At 66.1% G+C, this 21,243-nt stretch carries 20 protein-coding genes and 1 pseudogene; 10 read left to right on the top strand and 11 right to left on the bottom strand.

Annotated features, from left to right (window positions below):
• The first annotated feature begins 13 nt into the window (after positions 1-13).
• Both NN5_RS04795 and NN5_RS04790 read left to right on the top strand, forming a co-directional pair.
• Entirely contained in the window at positions 14-2,935 is a 2,922-nt protein-coding gene (locus NN5_RS04795) for a M16 family metallopeptidase (RefSeq protein WP_067732884.1), read from the top strand.
• A 5-nt stretch (positions 2,936-2,940) separates the two neighbouring features.
• Positions 2,941-3,243, top strand: a complete 303-nt coding sequence (locus NN5_RS04790; protein WP_067732883.1) for a hypothetical protein — start codon at positions 2,941-2,943, stop codon at positions 3,241-3,243.
• Between the two features lie 114 nt (positions 3,244-3,357).
• On the opposite strand, the gene gatB is transcribed toward NN5_RS04790, so the two are convergent.
• The 6 genes from gatB to NN5_RS04760 all read right to left on the bottom strand — a co-directional run bounded on the left by gatB (position 3,358) and on the right by NN5_RS04760 (position 8,685).
• Positions 3,358-4,863 (bottom strand): Asp-tRNA(Asn)/Glu-tRNA(Gln) amidotransferase subunit GatB, encoded by a 1,506-nt coding sequence (gene gatB, locus NN5_RS04785; protein ID WP_067732882.1) that lies wholly within the window; start codon positions 4,861-4,863, stop codon positions 3,358-3,360.
• A gap of 5 nt (positions 4,864-4,868) precedes the next feature.
• Positions 4,869-6,356: an Asp-tRNA(Asn)/Glu-tRNA(Gln) amidotransferase subunit GatA gene (gatA, locus tag NN5_RS04780; protein WP_067732881.1), complete on the bottom strand. Its 1,488-nt coding sequence runs from the start codon at positions 6,354-6,356 to the stop codon at positions 4,869-4,871.
• A gap of 121 nt (positions 6,357-6,477) precedes the next feature.
• Positions 6,478-6,780, bottom strand: a complete 303-nt coding sequence (gatC, locus tag NN5_RS04775; RefSeq protein ID WP_067732880.1) for an Asp-tRNA(Asn)/Glu-tRNA(Gln) amidotransferase subunit GatC — start codon at positions 6,778-6,780, stop codon at positions 6,478-6,480.
• A 125-nt stretch (positions 6,781-6,905) separates the two neighbouring features.
• Positions 6,906-7,433 carry an FKBP-type peptidyl-prolyl cis-trans isomerase gene (locus NN5_RS04770; protein WP_067732937.1) on the bottom strand — a complete coding sequence of 176 codons (528 nt, stop codon included), beginning with the start codon at positions 7,431-7,433 and terminating at the stop codon, positions 6,906-6,908.
• A 155-nt stretch (positions 7,434-7,588) separates the two neighbouring features.
• Positions 7,589-7,795, bottom strand: a complete 207-nt coding sequence (gene rpsU / locus NN5_RS04765; RefSeq protein WP_067732879.1) for a 30S ribosomal protein S21 — start codon at positions 7,793-7,795, stop codon at positions 7,589-7,591.
• Positions 7,796-8,028: 233 nt separating this feature from the next.
• Positions 8,029-8,685 (bottom strand): hypothetical protein, encoded by a 657-nt coding sequence (locus NN5_RS04760; protein ID WP_067732878.1) that lies wholly within the window; start codon positions 8,683-8,685, stop codon positions 8,029-8,031.
• A 170-nt stretch (positions 8,686-8,855) separates the two neighbouring features.
• On the opposite strand from NN5_RS04760, the gene crcB reads away from it, so the two are divergent.
• The 6 genes from crcB to NN5_RS04730 are packed head-to-tail and all read left to right on the top strand — an operon-like array spanning position 8,856 to position 12,868.
• Positions 8,856-9,263 (top strand): fluoride efflux transporter CrcB, encoded by a 408-nt coding sequence (gene crcB, locus NN5_RS04755; protein ID WP_067732877.1) that lies wholly within the window; start codon positions 8,856-8,858, stop codon positions 9,261-9,263.
• Complete coding sequence (locus NN5_RS04750; RefSeq protein WP_067732876.1) at positions 9,260-10,558, top strand: RluA family pseudouridine synthase; 1,299 nt, start codon at positions 9,260-9,262, stop codon at positions 10,556-10,558. Before crcB ends, NN5_RS04750 begins: the two co-directional genes overlap by 4 nt.
• On the top strand, positions 10,555-11,205 hold the full coding sequence (locus NN5_RS04745) for an HAD-IA family hydrolase (RefSeq protein WP_067732875.1): 651 nt from the start codon (positions 10,555-10,557) through the stop codon (positions 11,203-11,205). Before NN5_RS04750 ends, NN5_RS04745 begins: the two co-directional genes overlap by 4 nt.
• Positions 11,206-11,229: 24 nt before the next feature.
• Positions 11,230-11,445 (top strand): hypothetical protein, encoded by a 216-nt coding sequence (locus tag NN5_RS04740; protein WP_067732874.1) that lies wholly within the window; start codon positions 11,230-11,232, stop codon positions 11,443-11,445.
• Positions 11,442-12,140 carry an ATP12 family chaperone protein gene (locus NN5_RS04735; RefSeq protein ID WP_067732873.1) on the top strand — a complete coding sequence of 233 codons (699 nt, stop codon included), beginning with the start codon at positions 11,442-11,444 and terminating at the stop codon, positions 12,138-12,140. Before NN5_RS04740 ends, NN5_RS04735 begins: the two co-directional genes overlap by 4 nt.
• The gene (locus NN5_RS04730; protein ID WP_067732872.1) at positions 12,137-12,868 is read left to right on the top strand and encodes an Nmad3 family putative nucleotide modification protein; all 732 of its coding nucleotides are present in this window, start codon (positions 12,137-12,139) and stop codon (positions 12,866-12,868) included. Before NN5_RS04735 ends, NN5_RS04730 begins: the two co-directional genes overlap by 4 nt.
• A gap of 82 nt (positions 12,869-12,950) precedes the next feature.
• Here the strand turns inward: NN5_RS04730 and NN5_RS04725 are convergent, their stop codons facing one another.
• From NN5_RS04725 to NN5_RS04705, 5 genes are all read right to left on the bottom strand, one after another.
• On the bottom strand, positions 12,951-13,508 hold the full coding sequence (locus NN5_RS04725; RefSeq protein WP_067732871.1) for an outer membrane protein: 558 nt from the start codon (positions 13,506-13,508) through the stop codon (positions 12,951-12,953).
• A gap of 535 nt (positions 13,509-14,043) precedes the next feature.
• Positions 14,044-14,655, bottom strand: a complete 612-nt coding sequence (locus NN5_RS04720) for an ABC-type transport auxiliary lipoprotein family protein (RefSeq protein ID WP_157081011.1) — start codon at positions 14,653-14,655, stop codon at positions 14,044-14,046.
• Between the two features lie 23 nt (positions 14,656-14,678).
• Entirely contained in the window at positions 14,679-15,617 is a 939-nt protein-coding gene (locus NN5_RS04715) for an MlaD family protein (protein ID WP_067732870.1), read from the bottom strand.
• Positions 15,618-15,627: 10 nt separating this feature from the next.
• A complete protein-coding gene (locus NN5_RS04710; RefSeq protein ID WP_067732869.1) occupies positions 15,628-16,515 on the bottom strand; it encodes an ABC transporter ATP-binding protein in 888 nt (295 codons plus the stop codon).
• Complete coding sequence (locus tag NN5_RS04705; protein WP_067732868.1) at positions 16,512-17,627, bottom strand: ABC transporter permease; 1,116 nt, start codon at positions 17,625-17,627, stop codon at positions 16,512-16,514. The genes NN5_RS04710 and NN5_RS04705 overlap by 4 nt, the downstream gene beginning before the upstream one ends.
• 152 nt (positions 17,628-17,779) lie before the next feature.
• Here NN5_RS04705 and NN5_RS04700 point away from each other — a divergent pair, with 152 nt between their 5' ends.
• Positions 17,780-20,482: a valine--tRNA ligase gene (locus NN5_RS04700; protein WP_067732867.1), complete on the top strand. Its 2,703-nt coding sequence runs from the start codon at positions 17,780-17,782 to the stop codon at positions 20,480-20,482.
• A gap of 476 nt (positions 20,483-20,958) precedes the next feature.
• Positions 20,959-21,243: pseudogene (locus NN5_RS04695) on the top strand (7-carboxy-7-deazaguanine synthase QueE); the annotation flags it as partial.

Raw genomic sequence — 21,243 nt, 5'->3', positions numbered from 1 at the left:
TAGACAATCAGCCATGCGCAAATCCCCCATGCCGAGCCTGACCGCTCTTGCCGCCGCCCTTCTCCTTTCGACCAGCCTTGCCGCGCCGCTCGCCCCGGCTCTTGCAGCATCGGCCGCCGCAGCATCGGCCCCCGCCGCACCGGCCGCCCAGCCTGCCCCGGTCTCGCCGCAGGAACTGGTTTCCAAGGTCGATATTCCCTACGAGAAGTTCGTCCTGCCCAACGGGCTCACCACCCTGGTCCACACCGATCGCAAGGCGCCGGTCGTTGCCGTGACGATCTACTACAAGGTGGGATCGAAGAACGAGCCGCGCGGCCATACCGGCTTTGCCCACCTCTACGAACACCTGTTCTTCGGCGGCTCGGCCAATGTGCCCAATTTCGACATCCCGCTCGAAGCCGCCGGTTCGACGCCGACCAACGGCTCCACCTGGTATGACCGCACCAACTATGTCGAAACCGTCCCCACCGGCGCGCTCGATCTGGCGCTGTTCATGGAAAGCGACCGCATGGGCCATCTGCTGCCCGCAGTGAGCCAGGACAAGCTCGATAAGCAGCGCGGCGTCGTCCAGAACGAAAAGCGGCAGGGCGACAACCAGCCCTATGGCCTCGTCGACTATTATCAGGCCGAAGGACTGCTGCCGGTCGGCCATCCCTATCGCCATGCCACGATCGGCTCGATGGCCGATCTCGACGCCGCGACGCTCACCGACGTGCGCACCTGGTTCACCGACCACTACGGCCCCAACAACGTGGTGCTGGTGCTCTCGGGCGACATCGACGCCGCCACCGCGCGGCCCAAGGTGGAAAAGTGGTTCGGCGACATTCCGCGCGGCCCCGCGATCGAGCCGGTCAAGGCCGGTCCGGTCACGCTGCCCGCGCCGGTCACGCAGGACATTACCGATCAGGTTCCGGTCCTGCGCCTTACCCGCAACTGGAGCGCGCCGGGGCTGAACGATCCGGACACGCCCGCCCTGAAAGTCGGTATGCACATCCTCGGCGGCCTTGCCAGCTCGCGGCTCGACAACCAGCTGGTGCGAGGACAGGAACTGGCGGTCTCGGTCACGGCCTATGACCAGATCTTCCAGCAGCTCAGCTTCCTGACGATGTCGATGGACGTGAAGCCCGGCGTCGAGCGCGCGGCGGCCGAAAAGGCCTTCGACAAAGTGCTGGCCGACTATCTGCGAGACGGCCCGACCGAAGACGAAGTGCGCCGCGCCGTCACCTCGCTGCTCTCCGGCGAAATCGGCGGGCTGGAGCGCGTCGGCGGCTTCTCCGGCAAGGGCGCGACGCTGGCCGAGGGGCAGGTCTATTCGAACGATCCCGCGCATTACAAGCAGGACCTTGCCGCCATGGCCGCGCTGACCCCGGCCACGGTCAAGGCCGCGCTCGACAAGTGGCTTTCGCGCCCGGTCTATGCGCTCAACGTGGTGCCCGGCGAGCGCACCGAAAGCGGGGACCAGATGGGCGGCTGGGGCGACGAGGCAAGCCGCCCCGCTCCGCCCGCCGATCCGCACGCCAAGGCACCGCCGATCCCCACAGGCCCCGCGCGCACGCCGCCGCCGGTGCAGCCGGTCGCCGCGCTGAAATTCCCCGCGATCGAGCACGCCACGCTGTCCAACGGCATTCCCGTCACGCTCGCGCGGCGCACCGCCGTGCCCAAGCTGGTCCTGGCGATCGATTTCGACGCGGGCTATGCCGCCGACGCGCTCGACAGCCCCGGCACGCAGGGGCTGATGCTCTCGATGCTCGATCAGGGCACGGACACCCGCAATGCCACGCAGATCGCCGAAGAGCAGGAACGCCTGGGCGCGGACATCAACATCGACGGCTCGCTCGATGCCAGCACCGTGACGCTGAGCGCGCTGACGGACAATCTGGCCCCGTCGCTGGCGCTGACCGCGGACCTGATCCTGCATCCCGCCTTCAAGGACAGCGATTTCACGCGCGTGAAGGCGCAGGCGCAGGCGGCGCTGGCGCAGGCTTTCTCCTCACCGCGGGACCTTGCTTCGCGCACGCTCGATGCCGAGCTTTACGGCCAGCATCCCTATGCCCAGCCTGCCGACGGCCTCGGCAATGCCGCCTCGCTGGCCGCCCTGACGCCTGCCGCCATGCGCGCCGCGCATGACGAGTGGCTGCGCCCGGACCTCGCCCACATCTCCGTGGTCGGCGACGTGACGATGGCCCAGCTCAAGCCCCTGCTCGAACAGGCTTTCGGCGGCTGGAAAGCGCCCAGGACGGCCGCCCCGGTCAAGCCGCTCGACACCGCCACCCCGGCGCCGAAAGCCCGGATCGTACTGATCGACCGTCCGAACTCGCCGCAGTCGGTCATCATGGCCGGGCGCGTGCTGCCGCTGACCGGGCGCACCCCGGACGAGGAGCCGCTGGCGCTGGCCAACGACGTGCTCGGCGGCGATTTCCTCTCGCGCCTCAATCTCGACATCCGCGAGGACAAGGGCTGGTCCTACGGCGTGCGCACCGATGTCGCCCAGCCGGTGGGGCCCAGCATGATGCAGCTCACCGCGCCGGTCCAGGCCGATCGCACCGGGGACACGATCAAGGCCGTGATCGCCGACATGAAGGCTTTCCCGGCAACCCAGCCGGTCAGCGCCGAAGAGCTGCAGCGCGTCACCGAAGGCGCCATCCGCGCCCTGCCCAACCAGTTCGAGACCAACGCTTCCGTGCTCTATGCGATCCGCAAGAACGCGCGCCTCGGCCGTCCGGAGGACTACTACGAACAGCTCGCCGGCAAGTACCGGGCGATCGGCTCCGACGCGATCGGCACGGCTGCGGCGAAATACCTGCAGCCCGCCGGGCTCACATTCGTCGTCGTGGGCGATCGCAAGGTCGTCGAACCGCAGTTGCAGGGTCTCGGCCTGCCTGTAGAAGTGCGCGAGGCCCCGGCCACTACCGAAGCAGGGGCGGAAGAGGAGTAAACTGCATGACGATCGCCGGAAGCTATGACTGCGTCACCAAGACCCCGATGGGCCCGCAAAAGGGCGTGCTGACGATCATGCCCGGCGAAGGCGATACCTTCACCGGGGCCATCACCGGCGATCTCGGCACAATGGACATCACCCAGGGCACCGTCAGCGGCAACACGCTGGCCTGGCAGATGAAAATGACCATGCCGATGCCGATGAACCTCGATTGCACCGCCACGATCGACGGCGATGCGCTTACCGGCAAGGTCAAGGCCGGCATGTTCGGCACGATGGACCTGACGGGGACGCGGCGGGGATAGGCCCACCCTCACCTCTCCCCCCGTCCGTGTCGAACGGAAACTGACACCGGCAAACAAAAAGGGCTTCGCAGGCATGTTCCTGCGAAGCCCTTTTTGTTTGCCTGAAACGGTCGATCAGGAGGCCAGCTTGGCCTTCAGGATCTCGTTCACCACCTGCGGGTTGCCCTTGCCCTTCATGGCCTTCATCGTCTGGCCGACGAAGAAGCCGAACAGGGCTTCCTTGCCCGCCTTGTACTGCTCGACCTTGTCGGCATTGGCGGCGAGCACCTTGTCGACTTCGGCCTCAATGGCGCCAGTGTCGGATTCCTGCTTGAGCCCTTCGCGCTCGACGATCACGCCCGCATCGTCGCCGGTTTCGAGCATGATTTCGAGAACCTGCTTGGCGGCCGAACCGGAAATCGTGCCCTTGGCGATCAGCGACAGAAGTTCCGCGCCCTTTTCAGGGGTTACGGGCGACTCGTCGAGGCTGGTGCCCAGCTTGTTGAGCGCGCCGAACAGTTCGGAGATCAGCCAGTTGGACGCCTGCTTGGCGACTTCGGCAGGCTGCTTGCCCGCAGCCTTGGCGGTTTCCGCCAGCAGCAGTTCGAACCAGCGCGCGGTCTCGACGTCGGCGGTCAGCACGCCCGCGTTGTAGGCGGACAGGTCGAGGTCGCTCTCGTAGCGGTGGCGCTTGGCGTCCGGCAGTTCGGGCAGCGAGGCGAGGCAATCTTCCAGGAACGCATCGTCGAGTTCGAGCGGCAGCAGGTCCGGATCGGGGAAGTAGCGGTAATCGTGCGCGTCTTCCTTGCTGCGCATCGAGCGCGTGGAACCCGTGTTCGGATCGAACAGGCGGGTTTCCTGCACGATCTTGCCGCCGCCTTCGAGCACGTCGACCTGACGGTTCGCCTCATGCTCGATCGCCTGCATGACGAAGCGCACCGAGTTCACGTTCTTGGTCTCGGTGCGGGTGCCGAACGGCTCGCCCGGCTTGCGCACCGAAACGTTGACGTCGGCGCGCATCGAGCCCTGGTCCATGTTGCCGTCGCACGAGCCGACATAGCGCAGGATGGTCCTGAGCTTCGTCAGGTAAGCCCCTGCCTCGGCGGGCGAACGCATGTCCGGACGGCTGACGATTTCCATCAGCGCCACGCCCGAACGGTTGAGGTCGACATAGGACATCGTCGGGTGCTGGTCGTGCATCAGCTTGCCCGCGTCCTGCTCGACGTGGATGCGCTCGATGCCGATGGTCTTGGTCGAATTCTCGGGGTTCTTCTCGTCGAGCACGATCTCGATCGAGCCCTCGCCCACCAGCGGGTGGTAGAGCTGACTGATCTGGTAGCCCTGCGGCAGGTCCGCGTAGAAGTAGTTCTTGCGGTCGAACCGGCTCCACTTGTTGATCTGCGCGTTGATCGCCATGCCGGTGCGCACCGCCTGACGGATGCACTCGCGGTTCGGCACCGGCAACATGCCCGGCATCGCCGCGTCGACCAGCGACACCTGCGAATTCGGCTCCGCGCCGAACGCGGTCGCCGAGCCGGAGAACAGCTTGGACTGCGAAGTGACCTGCGCATGGACTTCAAGGCCGATCACGACCTCCCAGTCACCGGTTGCGCCCTGGATGCGATAAGTGCTCTCGGTCATGTCTCTTACCACCACTTTTCCGGCTTCGCCGTAAACCCGGCCCGCTGTTCGATCGCCAACCCTGCGTTCAGCACGCCCTGCTCGTCGAACGGCTTGCCGATCACCTGCAGGCCCAGCGGCAGGCCTTCCGCGTTCAGCCCGGCCGGGACCGACATCGCCGGCAGGCCCGCCAGCGAAGCAGGCACCGCGAAGACGTCGTTGAGGTACATCTTCAGCGGATCGTCGACGTTCTCACCCAGACCGAAGGCCGCGCTCGGCGCGGTGGGCGCTAGGATCACGTCGCATTCGGTGAAGGCGTTCTTGAAGTCGTGGCTGATCAGCGTGCGCACCTTCTGCGCCTGCGTGTAGTAGGCGTCGTAGAAGCCCGCCGAGAGCACATAGGTGCCGATCATGATGCGGCGCTTCACTTCGGCACCGAACCCGGCGGCGCGGGTGGCCGCGTACATGTCCTGCAGGTTGGCGCCATCGGGCAGATCGCGCAGACCATAGCGCACGCCGTCATAGCGCGCGAGGTTCGAGGAAGCCTCGGCAGGCGCAATGATGTAGTAGGTCGGCAGCGCGTACTTGGTGTGCGGCAGCGAGATCTCGACGATCTCGGCGCCCGCATCCTTGAGCCAGGCAATGCCGTCGTCCCAGCTCTTGGCGACGTCCGCATCAAGGCCATCGACGCGGTATTCCCGCGGAATGCCGACCTTCTTGCCCTTCATGTCCGCCGAGAGACCGGCTTCCCATGCGGGCACGGCCATGTCGAGGCTGGTCGAATCCTTGGGATCGAACCCGGCCATGGCTTCGAGCATGATCGCGCAGTCCTGCACCGAGCGCGCCATCGGCCCGGCCTGATCGAGCGAGCTGGCAAAGGCAACGATGCCCCAGCGCGAGCAGCGGCCATAGGTCGGCTTGATGCCGGTGGTGCCGGTGAAGGCGGCGGGCTGGCGGATCGAGCCGCCGGTGTCGGTGCCGGTCGCTGCCGGGCACAGCCGCGCGGCGAGTGCCGCCGAGGAACCGCCCGAGGAACCGCCCGGCGCCAGCGCCGCGTTGCCGCCGTCATTGCGGCGCCAGGGCGAGATCACGTTGCCGAAATAGCTGGTCTCGTTCGAGGAGCCCATCGCGAACTGGTCGAGGTTAAGCTTGCCCAGCATACCCGCGCCCGCATCCCACAGCTTCTGGCTGACGGTGCTTTCGTACTCGGGCTTGAAGCCTTCCAGCATGTGGCTGGCCGCGGTCGTCTGCACGCCCTTGGTGGCGAACAGGTCCTTCATGCCGATCGGCACGCCGCCCATCTTGCCCAGCGCCTCGCCCGCCGCGCGCTTGGCATCGGTGGCCTTGGCGGCCTCGATCGCGGCTTCGGGGGTGGCGACGATGAACGCATTGAGCGCCTGCTGCGCGGCAGCCACGTTCGCGTTGAAGGCTTCGGCCACTTCGACGGCGGTGAAGGTGCCGTTGGCGACACCGTCGCGGATGGCTGCTACGCCGAGTTCGGTAAGATCAGTCATTTATCTTCATCCGTCGCCCCCGCGAAGGCGGGGGTCCCGCTGGTCGCGACAGGGCAGAAAGGAAGCGGGATCCCCGCCTTCGCGGGGATGACGAACATGGGGGCCCGGGGAAAACCCAAGCTCACTCGATCACCTTGGGCACGCCGTAAAAGCCGTGTTCGGCCGCCGGGGCATTGGCCAGCACGGCATCACGCTTGTTGCCGCCGGTCAGCGGATCGGCATCGATCACGTCGTCGCGCAGGCGCAGGGTGTTCGGGATCACGGCAGTCATCGGCTCGATGCCGGTGACGTCCACTTCGCCGAGTTGCTCGACCCAGGCGAGAATGCCGTTGAGTTCGGGCACCATCGCCTCAAGCTCTCCCTCGCTCACCTTGATGCGGGCGAGGCTGGCGATCTTGGCCACGGTTGCGGTATCGACCGACATGGCGGTTCCTCAATAATGGCAGGACCGGCGAGCGGCCCCGGATATAAAAACAGGCTGAAAGCGGGCGCTAGCACCCGCTCCCGGCCTCATCAAGCGGTCAGGGGGCTGTCAGAGCCCCCGACTCGTCAGGGATGGGCCGGAGCCGCGGCGCCCTGTTCACCATGCGCGCCCTGCATCTGCATCTGCTGCAGTTGCTGCATGATGCGCTGCTGCTGCTCGATCTCGGCGCGGCTCTTGAAGTCCAGCAGTTCGATCTCGAACGTCAGGTCGGTGTTGGCCGGAATGTCGCCCACGGCCTTGTCGCCATAAGCCAGCGACGAGGGAATCTCGACCTTGTACTTGCCGCCGCGCTGCATCTTCACCAGCGCCTTGCTGAAACCGGGAACGACTTCGCCCAGCGCCATCGGCACCTGCTGGGCCTGGTCGAACACCTTACCGCTGGGCAGCGTGCCCTTGTAGTTGATGAGCACCACGTCATCCATCGTCGGCGAATCGCCGCTGCCGGCGGTCAGCGTCTCGACATGGACGGCGGGCGGCATGGCGGCATAAGCGACACCGCCGGCAGCCAGCGCAATCGCCGCCACGCCAAGCCAGATCTTGGTGAGCGAGCCCTTGGCGATCGGCTGCAGCGGGACGCGGGTGATCTCTGTCATTGTCGAAAAGACCTCGTTGGGGTTCGCCCCATAGACGTGCAGATGCACAAAGGGCGCGGATGGATTTCCGCGCCCTCATGGCTCAAGCGGGGCCTGCGTTCAAGCGCGAACCCGCGATTTTGAGGTGCCCTGCGAAAAACCGCAGGAAACGGCGCTTACTTGACGCCGTCACGCTCCATGCGCTTGCGCTCCAGCTTGCGGGCGCGGCGAACGGCAGCGGCCTTTTCGCGGGCGCGCTTTTCCGAGGGCTTTTCGTAGTGACGGCGCAGCTTCATTTCGCGGTACACACCCTCACGCTGCAGCTTCTTCTTGAGCGCACGAAGGGCCTGATCAACGTTGTTGTCGCGAACGAGAATCTGCATAAACCGAAACACCTCACAAATCGAAGACCAGAGCCCCACATGCCGACGCGGGGAAGGCCCTCTATAGAATACGAAAAGACGCCGATTCCCATCAGGGCCGGCTCGAAGTTGGGGGCCGCTAGCACCGGACGGACGAAAAGGCAAGCAATCTTGCCGCAGATCTTGCCCTCGCCAATACTGGCGGCGCAGGAGGAAATGCAGCTTTCCGCGCCCTTATACCACGGCCCCGTACTTCATGCCAGTTGGTCGACGATCAGCCCGCTGCTGGCAGTAGTGCTGGTGCTGCTCGACGCCGAATAGGTCGAGCCGCTGGCCATGCTGGCGCGCAGATTGTCGAGAAACGCCTGCATCGAGGCCAGCACGTCATCGACCGAGGTCTCCGAGTCGCTGCTCGACGACGAAACCGAGCTGTCATCGTCCGACGACGACGGCGGAGGCGGCGGCGGGCCACCCGGGCCGTGGGGACCACCGGGACCACCCATGCCCTGCATCCCGTCCACACTGCTGCTGCCATCGATGCTGGCCACTTCCGTGCCGTCACTCGACGCGGCCATCTCCGGCGGCGTGCCACCGGCGCCGGAGGGGCCCTGCGCGAACAGGCCCTGCAATTCGGCGGCCTGATCCTCGGTAAGCGTGCCGGCATCGACCTGATCGGAAATCAGCGAATCGATGCGGTCCTTCATTTCCGACGGATCGAGTTTGCTCGACGACGTGCCGCTGCTGCTGCCTGAACCCAGCGCGCTGTCGATCGAATCGAGCGCGCTTTCCAGTGCCGTGGCGTCGGTTTCGCTGATCGATCCCGCCTCAAGCGCGGCCGAGATCTTGTTATCCATATCGTTGCGCGGACTCATGGGCGGGCGTGACATGCCCGCCGAAGACATGACTTGCATACTTCGGTCTCCAATAACTGGAGTGGGGTCGCATCCCTGCGGCGGAAGTAACCGGACATGGCTAAAAGCGCCTCAATCCCTGCTACGCAAATCACCGTATCCCGAAACGCAGAAGGCCTCCGCGCACGGCGGTGATTGGAAATCCGTCCATTCGCGGCTAAGGCGGCCGGATGCCTCAACCTTCCTTTCTAGCGGCCTCGCTCTATGTAGCGCTGGGCGGCGGCACCGGCGCCTGGCTGCGCTTCCTTGTCGGCCGCGCCTGGACCGCGCTCATCGGCCCCGTGCGCGCAAGCGAATTTCCCTATGGCACGCTCACGGTCAACGTGCTCGGCAGCCTGTTCATGGGCCTGCTCGTCGGCTGGCTCGCCCGCTTCGGCAGCCACGGCGAAGGCACGCGCCTGGTCCTGGCCATCGGCCTGCTGGGCGGCTTCACCACGTTCTCCTCGTTCAGCCTCGACATCGTGACGCTCACCGAGCGCGGGCAACTGGGGATGGCCGCTTTCTACGCGGGCATTTCGGTGATCGCCGGCATTTCCAGCCTGTTCCTTGGCCTTGCCATCATGAGGCACGCAGCATGAGCGGGCCGGGCACGACCGAAACCGTTCGCCAGTTCACCGTCGGGCACGACGACGACGGGGTACGGCTGGACCGCTGGTTCAAGCGCCATTTGCCGCAAGTCGGCTTCGCGATGGTCTCGCGCTGGGCGCGCACCGGGCAGATCCGCGTCGACGGCAAGCGTGCCGATGTCGATACGCGGCTCGAAGCGGGCCAGATCCTGCGCGTGCCGCCGGGCGGCGAAGCCAAGGGCAGCGGCAAGCCCGCCCGCCCCAAGCGCGAACTGACCGACGAGGAAATCGAGCTCGCCGATTCGATGGTGCTGACGCAGGACCGCGCCGCGATCGTGCTCAACAAGCCGCCGGGCCTTGCCACGCAGGGCGGCTCGGGGATGAAGCAGCATGTCGACGGGCTGCTCGATGCCTTCGCCGGCGACGGTCCGCGCCCCCGCCTCGTCCACCGGCTGGACAAGGACACCTCCGGCGTCCTCCTCATCGCCCGCACGCCGGGCAGCGCGGCGTTCTTTTCCAAGCGCTTTTCGGGGCGTTCGGCCAAGAAGATCTACTGGGCGCTGGTGGTCGGCGTGCCCAACATCTCCGACGGCATGATCGAACTGCCGATCGCCAAGCAGCCGGGCACCGGCGGCGAGAAAATGCATGTGGACGAGGAAGGCGGCCAGCCCGCGCGCACCCGCTACCGCGTGCTTGACCGCGCGGGGAACCGCGCCGCTTGGGTCGAACTGCATCCCCTCACCGGCCGCACCCACCAGCTGCGCGTCCACATGGCGGCGATCGGCCACCCGATCGTCGGCGACGGCAAGTACGGCGGGCAGGACGCGTTCCTCTCGGGCACGATCAGCCGCAAGATGCACCTGCACGCGCGCCGCCTGATTATCGAGCATCCGGACGGCGCCCCGCTCGACGTGACCGCCCCCCTGCCCGAGCACTTCGCCAATTCGATGGCCTCGCTCGGTTTCGACGAGGCGGACGGCGCCGAACTGCCCCCTGCCCCGCCCGAGCCGACCAAGGCCGACGAAAAGCGCGCGGCGAAGGCCCACGCCAAGGAATACCGCAAGGAACGCCGCGGCGAACGCCGCAAGCGCAGCGACAGCCCCTCGGGCCGCGTCCGCTCGGGCAAACCGGCGGGCAAGCCGGGCTCCAAGGGCCCCGGCAAACCCGGCGGAAAGCCCGGCGGAAAGCCCGGCGGAAAGCCCGGTGGCAGGCCCTCCGGCAAACCTTCCGGCCGCCCCGCCCGTCCCGGCGCGCGCAAGCCGGGCGGCTCCGCGCCGCGCGGATCATCCCCGCGAGGCAAGCGGTGAAACTCGCCGTCTTCGATTGCGACGGCACGCTGGTCGATGGGCAGGCCTCGATCTGCGAGGCGATGGAAGCGGCCTTCGCGGCCTTCAATCTGCCCGCCCCGCCGCGCGGAATGATCCGCCGCGCGGTCGGACTCTCGCTGCCGCAGGCGATCCGCCAGCTCCTGCCGGACAGCACCAGCGAACAGCAGCACGCGATCGCCGATGCCTACAAGGATGCCTTCCGCACCGCGCGCAGCGAAGGCCGCGTGGCGCAGCCGCTGTTTCCCGGCGTCGAGCAGACCCTGCGCGCGCTCCACGGCTCAGGCTGGACGCTCGCCGTCGCCACCGGCATGTCCGACCGCGGCCTGACGCATTGCCTCGCCAACAACGGCATTACCGATCTCTTCGTCTCGCTGCAGACCGCCGACCGCCACCCTTCCAAGCCGCACCCGGCGATGCTCGAAGAAGCGCTGTTCGAGGCCGGCGCCCTGCCCGAAGAGGCGGTGATGATCGGCGATACCGCTTACGACATGCAGATGGCGGTCAGCGCCGGCACCCGCGCCGTGGGCGTCGACTGGGGCTATCACCACCCGCACGAGCTGGAAGCCGCGGGGGCCGAGAAAGTGGTCGAATCCCCCGCCGAACTGCTGGAATACCTGCAGTCATGATGACTTTGGCCTGAGCACTTTGGCATGAGCGAGAAAGACCCCGCCGCCGCCCGCTTTGCCGCGATCCAGCTCACCCGGCTGACCGGCGTCGCCTGCGTGGTGCTGGGCATCGTGATCGCCACCGACCGCATCCTGCCCGGCCTGCCTGACTGGGTGGGCTACATCCTCATCGCCAATGGACTGGTGGACGTGTTCGTCATCCCGCCGATCCTCATCCGGAAGTGGCGCACGCCGAAATGAAGCGTTTCTACAAGACTGTGACGGTTGAACCGGCCGGGGACGACTGGCGCGTGCTGCTCGACGGGCGCGGGATCAAGACCGCCGGGGGCCGCGCGCAAGTGGTGCCCACCCAGCCCCTCGCGGAGGCGCTGGCGGCCGAATGGCAGGGCCAGGGCGAGGAAATCGACACTGCCCGCTTCCCTTTCCGCGATCTGGCCGATTTCGCCATCGACGCCGTCGCCACCAATCGCGCGCAAGTGATCGGCGAACTGCTGCCCTACGCCGAGACCGACACCCTGTGCTACCGCGCCGATCCCGACGAGGCGCTCTACAAGCGCCAGATCGATGTCTGGGAGCCGCTGCTGGCCGGCGTTGAAGCGCGGCTGGGCGTGCAGTTCGCCCGCGTCTCGGGCATCCTGCACAAGCCCCAACCCGCCGAAACGCTGGCGCGGCTGCGGCAGGAGCTGGAAGCCCAGAGCGGCTTCGCCCTTGCCGCGCTCAAGATGCTCTCCAGCCTCGCCGCCTCGCTCACGATCGCGCTCGAAGCCGTGCGCCCCGGCGCCAATGCCGAAGCGCTATGGAAAGCCGCCGAGCTGGAAACCGACTGGCAGGTGGAACTCTGGGGCGAGGACTGGGAAGCCGCCGAGCGCCGCGCCGCCCGCTTCGAGGCGTTCACGCTGGCCATGCGCATGGCGGAGCTTTCCCTCAAGGCATGAAGCTGGTCTTCAGCCGCAAGGGTTTCGACAGCACCGCAGGCGGCGCACCTTCGCCCATCGTGGAGGGCGTGCCGGTCTCACTGCCGATCCCGGCCCGGGACCGTTCGCGCACGACCTTTGCCGATCGCGGCCTTGCCGGCCTCGTGGCGCAGACCACGCGCGGCAGGCTCACCGGCCAGGACTTGTGCCATGACGATCCGATGTTCGCGGACGGGTTGTGCTGGTTCGGCCAATGCGGCGCCGCGCAGGGCCATCTGGCGAAGCACGGCGTCGGCCCCGGCGACCACTTCCTGTTCTTCGGCCTCTTCGCCGATCCCGAAACCGGCGAGCGGCACCACCGGATCTTCGGCCACATGCAGGTCCTGGCCATGGGATCACCGGACGGCATCGAGCGCTCCGCGCACTGGATCGCACCGCCCCGGCCCCATCCCCACCGCGAGGGGGACTGGCCTGCCAACAACACGATCTGGTTCGGCCCCGGCAAGACCGCCCGCCATGCCCCGGACGCCCTGCGCCTGACCGTGCCCGGCGGCCCGCTCAACCTCTGGAGCGTGCCCTCCTGGCTGCGGCAGCGGGGCCTCACGTATCACGACAAGCCGGAACGCTGGCGGCGCGGCGGCCTGCTCGATTCCGCCAGGCGCGGGCAGGAATTCGTCTGCGACATCGGCCGCGCGCAGGAACCGCGCCGCTGGCTGGAACGCATCGCCGCGCTGATCGAAGGCACCTGACGCGGAAAAGCCCGCCCCGGACGAACCGGAGCGGGCCTTCCGACAGCCGCAGGCGAAATGCCCGCGCCCATCCTTCTTGAGATCAGAACTTGGCGCCGAGCGCGACGATCGCGTTGTGGCGGCTGACGTCGGACTCGTAGTTCGAGTAACGGTATTCAGCCTTCAGGAAGAGACGGTCGCTCAGGTCGTACTGGTAGCCCGCGCCGAGACGGAAGCCGTCACCGTTCGCGCCATCCGAAGCGGAATTCACGCCATCGGTGTAAGTCGCACGGATGCGTGCGTTGGTGTAACCACCCAGAACGTAGAGCTTGCTCTTCTCACCGACCGAGGTGCCGAGACGAACGACAGCAGCCAGATCGCGGCCGGTCTTGACGCACAGGCGATCCCCGGCAGTAAAGATGTCGCTCGCACATTCCTTGACCGTGCTGTCGGCAACAGTGCCCTGGATGCCAACGAACATGCCGCCCGAAAGCGGAAGGTCGTAGCCGGCCGAAATGCCGTAGTTCACGCCTTCGTCGGAATCGCCGCTCACCGACACCGAATCAAGGCCGGTTTCGACCTGCAAGAAAGCCTCGGCGTTAGCGGCAGCGGGAATGGCGAACAGCGCGGCAGCGGCGCCCGCGATGGCGAACTTCTTCATGGTAACTCCTGCTTGTGCTTATCATCCGCGCCGGGACCGGCAGCGGGGAGGCGCCGCTTACAGGAGGAAAAAATTTCCCGGAAACAAAATTCCGAAAACAACCTGCAACAAAATCGTCATAGTTGTATTGTTGCAACAAATAATCGACCAGCATAATTCCGAATATTGAGGAATTCGGTCACTTCAAACAATTGCAATGCAACCCCGAAAGACGCCTTTTCTATTTTTTCGACGAATGCCGATTAAAAATCGACAAGCATCATATCGCCAAATTTTCCGAATCCACCGACATTACAGACAGCCTACCCCGCTGCGACTAGGCCTTGCTGTGCAAGACCAAGTCTCGCGACCCTCCCGCAAGCGGGAGGGCGCCATTGCGCCCGTTGCTGCGTGGTTCTGATACTCCCCTCCCGCTTGCGGGAGGGGGCCGGGGGTGGGCTGTCTCGAACGGCGCCGACCCCGCCTTTGCGGCCATCCGACAAGCCGCAGAAACGTCCCGACAGAGGCCCGGCAGCGGCCCTTTGTTCGGAAGCCCCTACCCGCCCTTGATCCAGTCCGCCACTTGCCGCGCGACGTCGTTGGCGGCCTGATTGAGCGCCGGCCCGACATACTTGGCCTTGGGCTCCACACCGTTCACCGCCGCTTCGAAGCGCTTGGTGACGATTTCGCTGCCCGGACCGCCGCTGCGCACCGCATCGAAGCGCACGACCACCGCCTGGCGCGGCACGTCGTAGCCCATCTCCAGCAGGCGGCCGCGGACAAAGGTCTCGCCGGTCACTTCGAAGTCGCCGCCTTCGATCACCAGCTTGCCGGTCTCGGCGCGGATCGTCTCCGCCAGCAGCGAACGGAATTCACGCGCCGGCTTCTCGATCCAGGCGGCGTTCTTGAGATAGGCCAGGTTCGACGCATCCACCCGCACCGGAATGCGCAGCACATCGAGGCTGCGGTCGGTCTCCGGATCGAACACCACGATCGCATTGCTCAGCTTGCCGCTGGCTGTCGCCCCTGTCGGCGCCGTCTTCTCCGGCGTCAGGCGGAACAGCAGGTCCGGCGCCTTGCTGCCGAGACTGATGCACCCCGACAGGGCCAGGCACGACACGGCGAACAGGGCGCCCTTGAGGATACCGGGTGCTGCCGCAGGCTTCATCGCTTTTCCCATCATCGCCCCATTCACGGTTTGTAGTCGGGCAGCGTCTGCCCCTTGATCAGGGCGCCGGCACCCTGCTCGTCGATCTTCTCGGTCACGTTGCGCAGCGCCTTGCTGGTGGCGCGCAAGTCACGGATCGCCGCTTCGGCAGCGGGCAGCGTGCTTTGCGAGACCTGATCGAGCGCGGGCTGCGCGTGCTCCATGGTCTTGTTGAGCTGATCCATCGACTTCTGCGCCGAGGCCAGCGTCTTGCGCAGCTGCTCGGCCAGCGAATTGCCCTCGCTGCCCAGCAGGTCGTCGGCCTTGTCCGCCACCCCCTGGAACGAGGCGAGCGTCTGCGTCGCCTGATCCAGCGTGCCCTGCAGTTCCACCAGCGTCTTGCGCACTTCGGGCGTGGCCTTGGCAAGATCGCGCGTCATCTTGTCGGTGTTCTTGAGGATGCCGCCGATCGCCTTGCGGTTATCGTCGGACAGCAGCAGGTTGAGATTCTCGGTCAGCGTCGCCAGACGCTCCATCAGCAGCGGGGCATTGGCCAGCACTTCGCTGAGCCCGCCGCGGCTGGTGGGAATGACCGGCACGCCTTCCGGCCCGGACTGGGTGAGCAGCGGCGCGCCCTTCTTGGCGCCTTCAAGCTGGATGTCGGATACGCCGGTGAAGCTGCCCTGGATCGTCGCGGAAGTGCCGATGGTGATCGGCACTTTCTCATCCACCTTGATCCGCACGCGCACGAAGCTGGGATCCTTGCGCCACAGCTCGATCTCTTTCACCTGGCCGACGCGCACACCGGAATAAGCGACTTCCGAACCCTTCGCGAGCCCGTCGACCGATTGCTTGAAGAAGATGTCGTATTCGTTCTGCGCGCCTTCGTTCAGACGCGCGAGCCACAGGACAAAGGCCGCCAGCGCCGCCAGCAGCACCAGCGTGACGGTTCCTACCCAGACGTGATTGGCCCGTGTTTCCATGCCCTAAGCCCTATGCCCCCGTCTTGCCCATGCTGTCCATGCCAGTGCTGTCCAGCCCTGTGCTCTCTATGCCTGTACCGGCCATCGCGCTTTCCACTTCGGGATCGCCCTTGGCCGCCAGCGCCGCCCGGCCGCGCGGGCCGTTGAAGTATTCCTGAATCCACGGGTGATCGAGCGCCAACAGTTCCGGGATCGTGCCGACCGCGATCACCTGCCGGTCTGCGATCACCGCCACCCGGTCGCAGATCGCATAGAGCGTATCCAGATCGTGGGTAATCAGGAACACGGTAAGCCCCAGCGTTTCCTTGAGCGCGCGCGTCAGGCTGTCGAACGCAGCCGCACCGATCGGATCGAGGCCGGCGGTCGGCTCGTCGAGGAACAGCAGTTCCGGATCGAGCGCCAGCGCGCGCGCCAGCCCGGCGCGCTTGCGCATACCGCCCGAAAGCTCGCTGGGATACTTGAACGCCGCCTCCTCCGGCAGGCCGGACAGACGCACCTTGAAGCGCGCGATCTCGCTGCGCAGATGGCCCGAAATCTCGGGATAGAACTGCTTGAGCGGCACTTCGACGTTCTCGCCGACGGTCAGCGTGGAAAACAGCGCGCCGCCCTGGAACAGCACGCCCCAGCGCGAACGGATATCGATGCCGCCATCGTCGCGCGGCTGGGTCATGTCGCGGCCGAGCACTTCGATGTGGCCGGCGCTGGGGTGCTGCAGCCCGATGATCGAACGCATCAGCACCGACTTGCCGGTGCCCGATCCGCCGACCACGCCCAGCACTTCCCCCTTGCGCACCCTGAGCGAGAGGTTCTCGTGAATGACATGCTCGCCGAAGGCATTGCGCAGGCCTTCGACCACGATCGGATATTCGCCTTCGTAATCGCCCGACAGATCGGTCATTTCCAGCCGATCTCCGTAAAGAAGATGGCGAAGAACGCGTCGAGCACGATCACCGTGAAGATCGCCGTGACCACCGCCTGCGTGGTGCGGGTGCCGACTTCCTCGGCGTTGGACGTCACCTGCATCCCCTGATAGCAGCCGAGCAGGGCCACGATCAGCGCGAAGACCGGGGCCTTGATAATGCCGATCCACACGTCGGTGATCGGCACCACTTCCTGCGTGCGCTGCAGGAAAGTCCAGAACGGGATGTCGAGCGCGAAGTTCGAGATGAAGGCGCCGCCGATGATCGAGAGCACGGCCGAATAGAAGCCGAGCAGCGGCATCATGATCATCGAGGCCAGCACCCGCGGCACCACCAGCGCTTCCATCGGCGAAACGCCGATCGTGCGCATCGCATCCACTTCCTCGGTCAGCTTCATCGTGCCGATCTGCGCGGCGAAAGCCGAACCGGACCGGCCCGCGACCATGATCGAGGTCATCAGGATGCCCAGTTCGCGCATCGAGAGGCGCCCGGTCAGGTTGATCGTGTAGATCTCCGCCCCGAACTGTTCGAGCTGCACAGCGCCCTGCTGTGCGATCACGATGCCGATGAGGAAGCTCATCAGCCCGATGATCCACAGCGAGTTGATCCCCACGTACTGCATGTGGTGGACCAGCGCCGTGCCGCGCAGGCGCGAGGGATGGCGCAGCGCCGTGAACATGGCGCTGATCATCTCGCCCAGGAACGAGACCGACTTCACGAAGCCATGGCCCCAGCCGATCACCACGTCGCCGACATCGCCCAGCGTGCGGATCAGCAGCGAGGGGCGCGGTTCCGGCGCGGCCTCCTGCTCGCCCAGGCTGCCGATGGCCGCGAACAGACGCCGCGCCTGTTCGCTTTCGCCCGTCGTCTCAAGCCCATGCTCGCGCGCGTAGTTCGCCACGAGCCAGGCCCCGGTGGTGTCGATATCGGTAACGCCGGACAGGTCGATCCGCTGGAAATGGCCGTCAAGCGCCGCCAGCCGGGCATCCAGGTCGCCCAGCGAATAGACGCGCAGGGGCCCTTTCAGCGCCAGAGTCGGGACGCCGCCATCGTCGCTTTCCGACAGGGTAAATTCCGCGTATTCCCGCATCTCGGCTCGTATTGGGGGAAAAAGCGTGGACCGGCAAGTGGTTCCACGGCTGCGACGAGTTGTGACGGGGCTTTTGATGGCACGCACTTGCGGCGAAACCGTGGCAATCGCGCCTTGCGCGTAAACCCGCCCGCTGGCAAAGCGCCCGCGCCATGACAGAAACCGCACCTGAAACCGCTCTGGACAAGACTTTCGACCCCGCCCACATCGAGGCGAAGTGGTACGCCCACTGGGAGAACAACGGCCTGTTCCACCCGGAACGCCCGGACGCGCAGCCCTTCACCATCGTAAACCCGCCGCCGAACGTGACGGGCAGCCTGCACATCGGCCACGCGCTGGACAACACGCTGCAGGATATCGTCATCCGCTACGAGCGCCTGCGCGGCAAGGATGCGCTGTGGGTGGTCGGCACCGACCATGCGGGCATTGCCACGCAGATGGTGGTCGAACGCCAGATGGAGGCGAAGCAGGACAAGCGCACCAATTACACGCGCGAGCAGTTCATCGACAAAGTCTGGGAGTGGAAGCACGAGAGCGGCGGCACCATCACCGGCCAGCTGCGGCGCCTCGGCTGCTCGATGGACTGGAGCCGCGAGCAGTTCACCATGGACCCGCACTTCACCAAGGCGGTGGTGAAAGTCTTCGTCGACCTCTACAATCAGGGCCTGATCTACCGCGACAAGCGGCTGGTCAACTGGGACCCCAAGCTCAAGACCGCAATCAGCGACCTTGAAGTGGAAACCCGCGAGATCAAGGGGTCGTTCTGGCACTTCAAGTACCCGCTCTCGGACGGCTCGGGCTTCATCACCGTGGCCACCACGCGTCCGGAAACGATGCTGGCCGACATGGCAGTCGCCGTGAACCCGGAAGACGCGCGCTACAAGCCGCTGCTGGAGCGCGGGGCCACGGTGATCCTGCCGATCACCGGCCGCGAGATCCCCATCGTGGCGGACGAGCACGCCGATCCGGAACTGGGCTCGGGCGCGGTGAAGATCACCCCGGGGCATGACTTCAACGACTTCGAGGTGGGCAAGCGCGCCGGGTTCAAGCCCGCCGAGATGCTCAACATGCTCGATGCCGAAGCGCATGTCTGCCAGACGGCGGACGGCCTCGTGCCCGAACAGTTCCTCGGGCTCGACCGTTTCGAGGCGCGCGAGCAGATCGTCGCCGAGATGAAGGACCTGGGCTTCCTCATCCCCCATGTCACCAAGGACAAGGAAGGCAACGAGATCGAGCACGACGCCGAGCCGCGCACGATCCAGACGCCTTACGGCGACCGCGGCGGCGTGGTGATCGAACCCTGGCTGACCGACCAGTGGTACGTCGATGCCGAAAAGCTCGCCGGGGCGCCGATCGAGGCAGTACGGTCGGGCGCGATCGAGATCGTGCCGAAGACGTGGGAGAAGACCTTCTTCAACTGGATGGAGAACATCCAGCCGTGGTGTGTGAGCCGCCAGCTCTGGTGGGGACATCGGATTCCGGCTTGGTATGCAGAAGATGGCGAAGTCTTCGTCGCCGAGACCGAGGAAGAGGCGCAAGCCCTTGCCGGCAACAAGCCGCTCACACGCGACGAGGATGTCCTCGACACCTGGTTCTCCTCCGCGCTCTGGCCTTTCGCCACGCTCGGCTGGCCGGACGATACCGAGCTGCTCAAGCGCCACTACCCCAACGACCTGCTGATCTCCGGCTTCGACATCCTGTTCTTCTGGGATGCCCGCATGGCGATGCAGGGGCTGCACTTCATGAAGGAAGTGCCGTGGAAACGGCTCTACCTCCACGGCCTCGTGCGCGCGGCGGACGGGGCGAAGATGTCCAAGTCCAAGGGCAACGTCGTCGATCCGCTGGGCCTCATCGACCAGTACGGCGCCGATGCGCTGCGCTTCTTCATGGCCGCCATGGAAAGCCAGGGCCGCGACGTGAAGATGGATGAGAAGCGCGTCGAGGGCTACCGCAACTTCGCCACCAAGCTGTGGAACGCCGCCCGCTTCTGCCAGTCCAACGGTATCGGCGCGAGCACTTCGGTCGCCGCGCCTGCCGCCACCAGCGCGGTCAACAAGTGGATCATCGGCGAAGTCGTCGAATGCCAAGCCGAACTCGACAAGGCCATGGCCGACTTGCGCTTCGATGCGGCGGCGAACTCTGTCTATCACTTCGTCTGGGACCAGTTCTGCGACTGGTACATCGAACTGGTGAAGGGCAATTTCGACGATCCGGATTTGGGGGGGGAAACCAAGGCCGTCGCCGGCTGGGTGCTCGACCAGATCCTCGTCATGCTCCACCCCTTCATGCCCTTCGTCACCGAAGAGCTGTGGAGCAAGATGGGCGATCGCGACGGCGAGCTGATCGTGGCGAAGTGGCCTGCCCCTGAAGCTACCGTGGATGCCGATGCCAAGCGCGAGGTCGAATGGCTGATCGCGCTGATCGGCAACTTGCGCGCCGCCAAGGCCGAACTCGGCATCGCGCCGGGTGCGCGGCTGACGGCCTATCTGGCCGATCCCTCGGACGCCACCAAGGCGATCATCGGGCGCAACGGCACCGCGGTCGACCGCCTCGCCCGCCTCGATGCGATCCATTTCGAAGCGGCGCCCGCCGGCGCGGCCATGCAGGTCGGCGCGGGCGATGCGATGCTGACGATCCCGCTCGAAGGCGTGATCGACATCGCCGCCGAAAAAGCCCGCCTCGAAAAGGCGCTGGCGGCCTCGCAGAAGGAAGCCAAGTCGCTCGAAGGCCGGTTGTCGAACCCCAAGTTCGTCGAGAAGGCCAAGCCCGAAGCGGTCGAGAAGGCCAAGGCCGACCACGCCCACCACGCGGCGGAAGCGGAGCGGCTGGCGGCGGCACTCCAGCGGCTGGGGTAATCACACAATCCTCCCTGTTTTGCATGGCAAAATGGGGAGGGGGCAGCGACGCAGTCGCTGACGGAGGGGCATGCTACCCCTCCACCACCCGCTTCGCGGGCGGTCCCCCTCCCCATCGCTTCGCGACAGGGAGGATTTGGAGACGGCCTCCTCCCCCTTGATGGGGGAGGGATACGCAGGCTTGGCAGCTTGTCTGCCTGGCCGGAGTTGGGTGGGGGTGAAGTCCGGGCGCGACGCTCCATCACCCCCTTCCAACTGCGCCTATCAAGGGCGGACGGTTTACAGCGCCTCACCCGCGATTTCATTTTCCTACCCGCGCACCTTCTGCCACTGTCCCGGCATGTCCGCCCTGCCCCGCCTTCACCCTGCCTCTTCCGCACAAGGTGACAGTCCGGCGCAAGGTGACACATTGGCTTCGCTCTGGACTGTGTAAACCGTGTCAACCTGACCTGTAACCTTGTGACTCCCACTCTCTCATGCTGACTTTGGCCACCACCACGCCGGGCGAACCGGAACTGTTCGCCTCGCTGCAAGGCGAAGGCCCCTCGATCGGGCGGCCGAGCACTTTCGTGCGCCTCTCGCGCTGCAATCTGGCCTGCCAGTGGTGCGACACCGCCTACACCTGGCGCTTCGAAGGCGACAATCGCCCGCACCGCGACGAAACCGCCTTCGAGCGCAAGGCCAACCAGCTCATGCGGGACGAAGAGGACGTGGCGCAGGCGATCGCCGCGCTGCCGCCGGACCGGCTCGTCGTGACCGGC

Source organism: Novosphingobium naphthalenivorans NBRC 102051, from assembly GCF_001590985.1.
Classification (GTDB): Bacteria; Pseudomonadota; Alphaproteobacteria; order Sphingomonadales; family Sphingomonadaceae; genus Novosphingobium; species Novosphingobium naphthalenivorans.
This window is presented reverse-complemented; position numbering and strand designations above follow the sequence as displayed.

Bases quoted from the DNA above. Each gene is read 5' to 3' on its own strand.
- NN5_RS04795 (WP_067732884.1), top strand. From the start codon at position 14: ATGCGCAAATCCCCCATGCCGAGCCTGACCGCTCTTGCCGCCGCCCTT.
- NN5_RS04790 (WP_067732883.1), top strand. From the start codon at position 2,941: ATGACGATCGCCGGAAGCTATGACTGCGTCACCAAGACCCCGATGGGC.
- gatB (WP_067732882.1), bottom strand. From the start codon at position 4,863: ATGACCGAGAGCACTTATCGCATCCAGGGCGCAACCGGTGACTGGGAG.
- gatA (WP_067732881.1), bottom strand. From the start codon at position 6,356: ATGACTGATCTTACCGAACTCGGCGTAGCAGCCATCCGCGACGGTGTC.
- gatC (WP_067732880.1), bottom strand. From the start codon at position 6,780: ATGTCGGTCGATACCGCAACCGTGGCCAAGATCGCCAGCCTCGCCCGC.
- NN5_RS04770 (WP_067732937.1), bottom strand. From the start codon at position 7,433: ATGACAGAGATCACCCGCGTCCCGCTGCAGCCGATCGCCAAGGGCTCG.
- rpsU (WP_067732879.1), bottom strand. From the start codon at position 7,795: ATGCAGATTCTCGTTCGCGACAACAACGTTGATCAGGCCCTTCGTGCG.
- NN5_RS04760 (WP_067732878.1), bottom strand. From the start codon at position 8,685: ATGCAAGTCATGTCTTCGGCGGGCATGTCACGCCCGCCCATGAGTCCG.
- crcB (WP_067732877.1), top strand. From the start codon at position 8,856: ATGCCTCAACCTTCCTTTCTAGCGGCCTCGCTCTATGTAGCGCTGGGC.
- NN5_RS04750 (WP_067732876.1), top strand. From the start codon at position 9,260: ATGAGCGGGCCGGGCACGACCGAAACCGTTCGCCAGTTCACCGTCGGG.
- NN5_RS04740 (WP_067732874.1), top strand. From the start codon at position 11,230: ATGAGCGAGAAAGACCCCGCCGCCGCCCGCTTTGCCGCGATCCAGCTC.
- NN5_RS04735 (WP_067732873.1), top strand. From the start codon at position 11,442: ATGAAGCGTTTCTACAAGACTGTGACGGTTGAACCGGCCGGGGACGAC.
- NN5_RS04730 (WP_067732872.1), top strand. From the start codon at position 12,137: ATGAAGCTGGTCTTCAGCCGCAAGGGTTTCGACAGCACCGCAGGCGGC.
- NN5_RS04725 (WP_067732871.1), bottom strand. From the start codon at position 13,508: ATGAAGAAGTTCGCCATCGCGGGCGCCGCTGCCGCGCTGTTCGCCATT.
- NN5_RS04720 (WP_157081011.1), bottom strand. From the start codon at position 14,655: ATGAAGCCTGCGGCAGCACCCGGTATCCTCAAGGGCGCCCTGTTCGCC.
- NN5_RS04715 (WP_067732870.1), bottom strand. From the start codon at position 15,617: ATGGAAACACGGGCCAATCACGTCTGGGTAGGAACCGTCACGCTGGTG.
- NN5_RS04710 (WP_067732869.1), bottom strand. From the start codon at position 16,515: ATGACCGATCTGTCGGGCGATTACGAAGGCGAATATCCGATCGTGGTC.
- NN5_RS04705 (WP_067732868.1), bottom strand. From the start codon at position 17,627: ATGCGGGAATACGCGGAATTTACCCTGTCGGAAAGCGACGATGGCGGC.
- NN5_RS04700 (WP_067732867.1), top strand. From the start codon at position 17,780: ATGACAGAAACCGCACCTGAAACCGCTCTGGACAAGACTTTCGACCCC.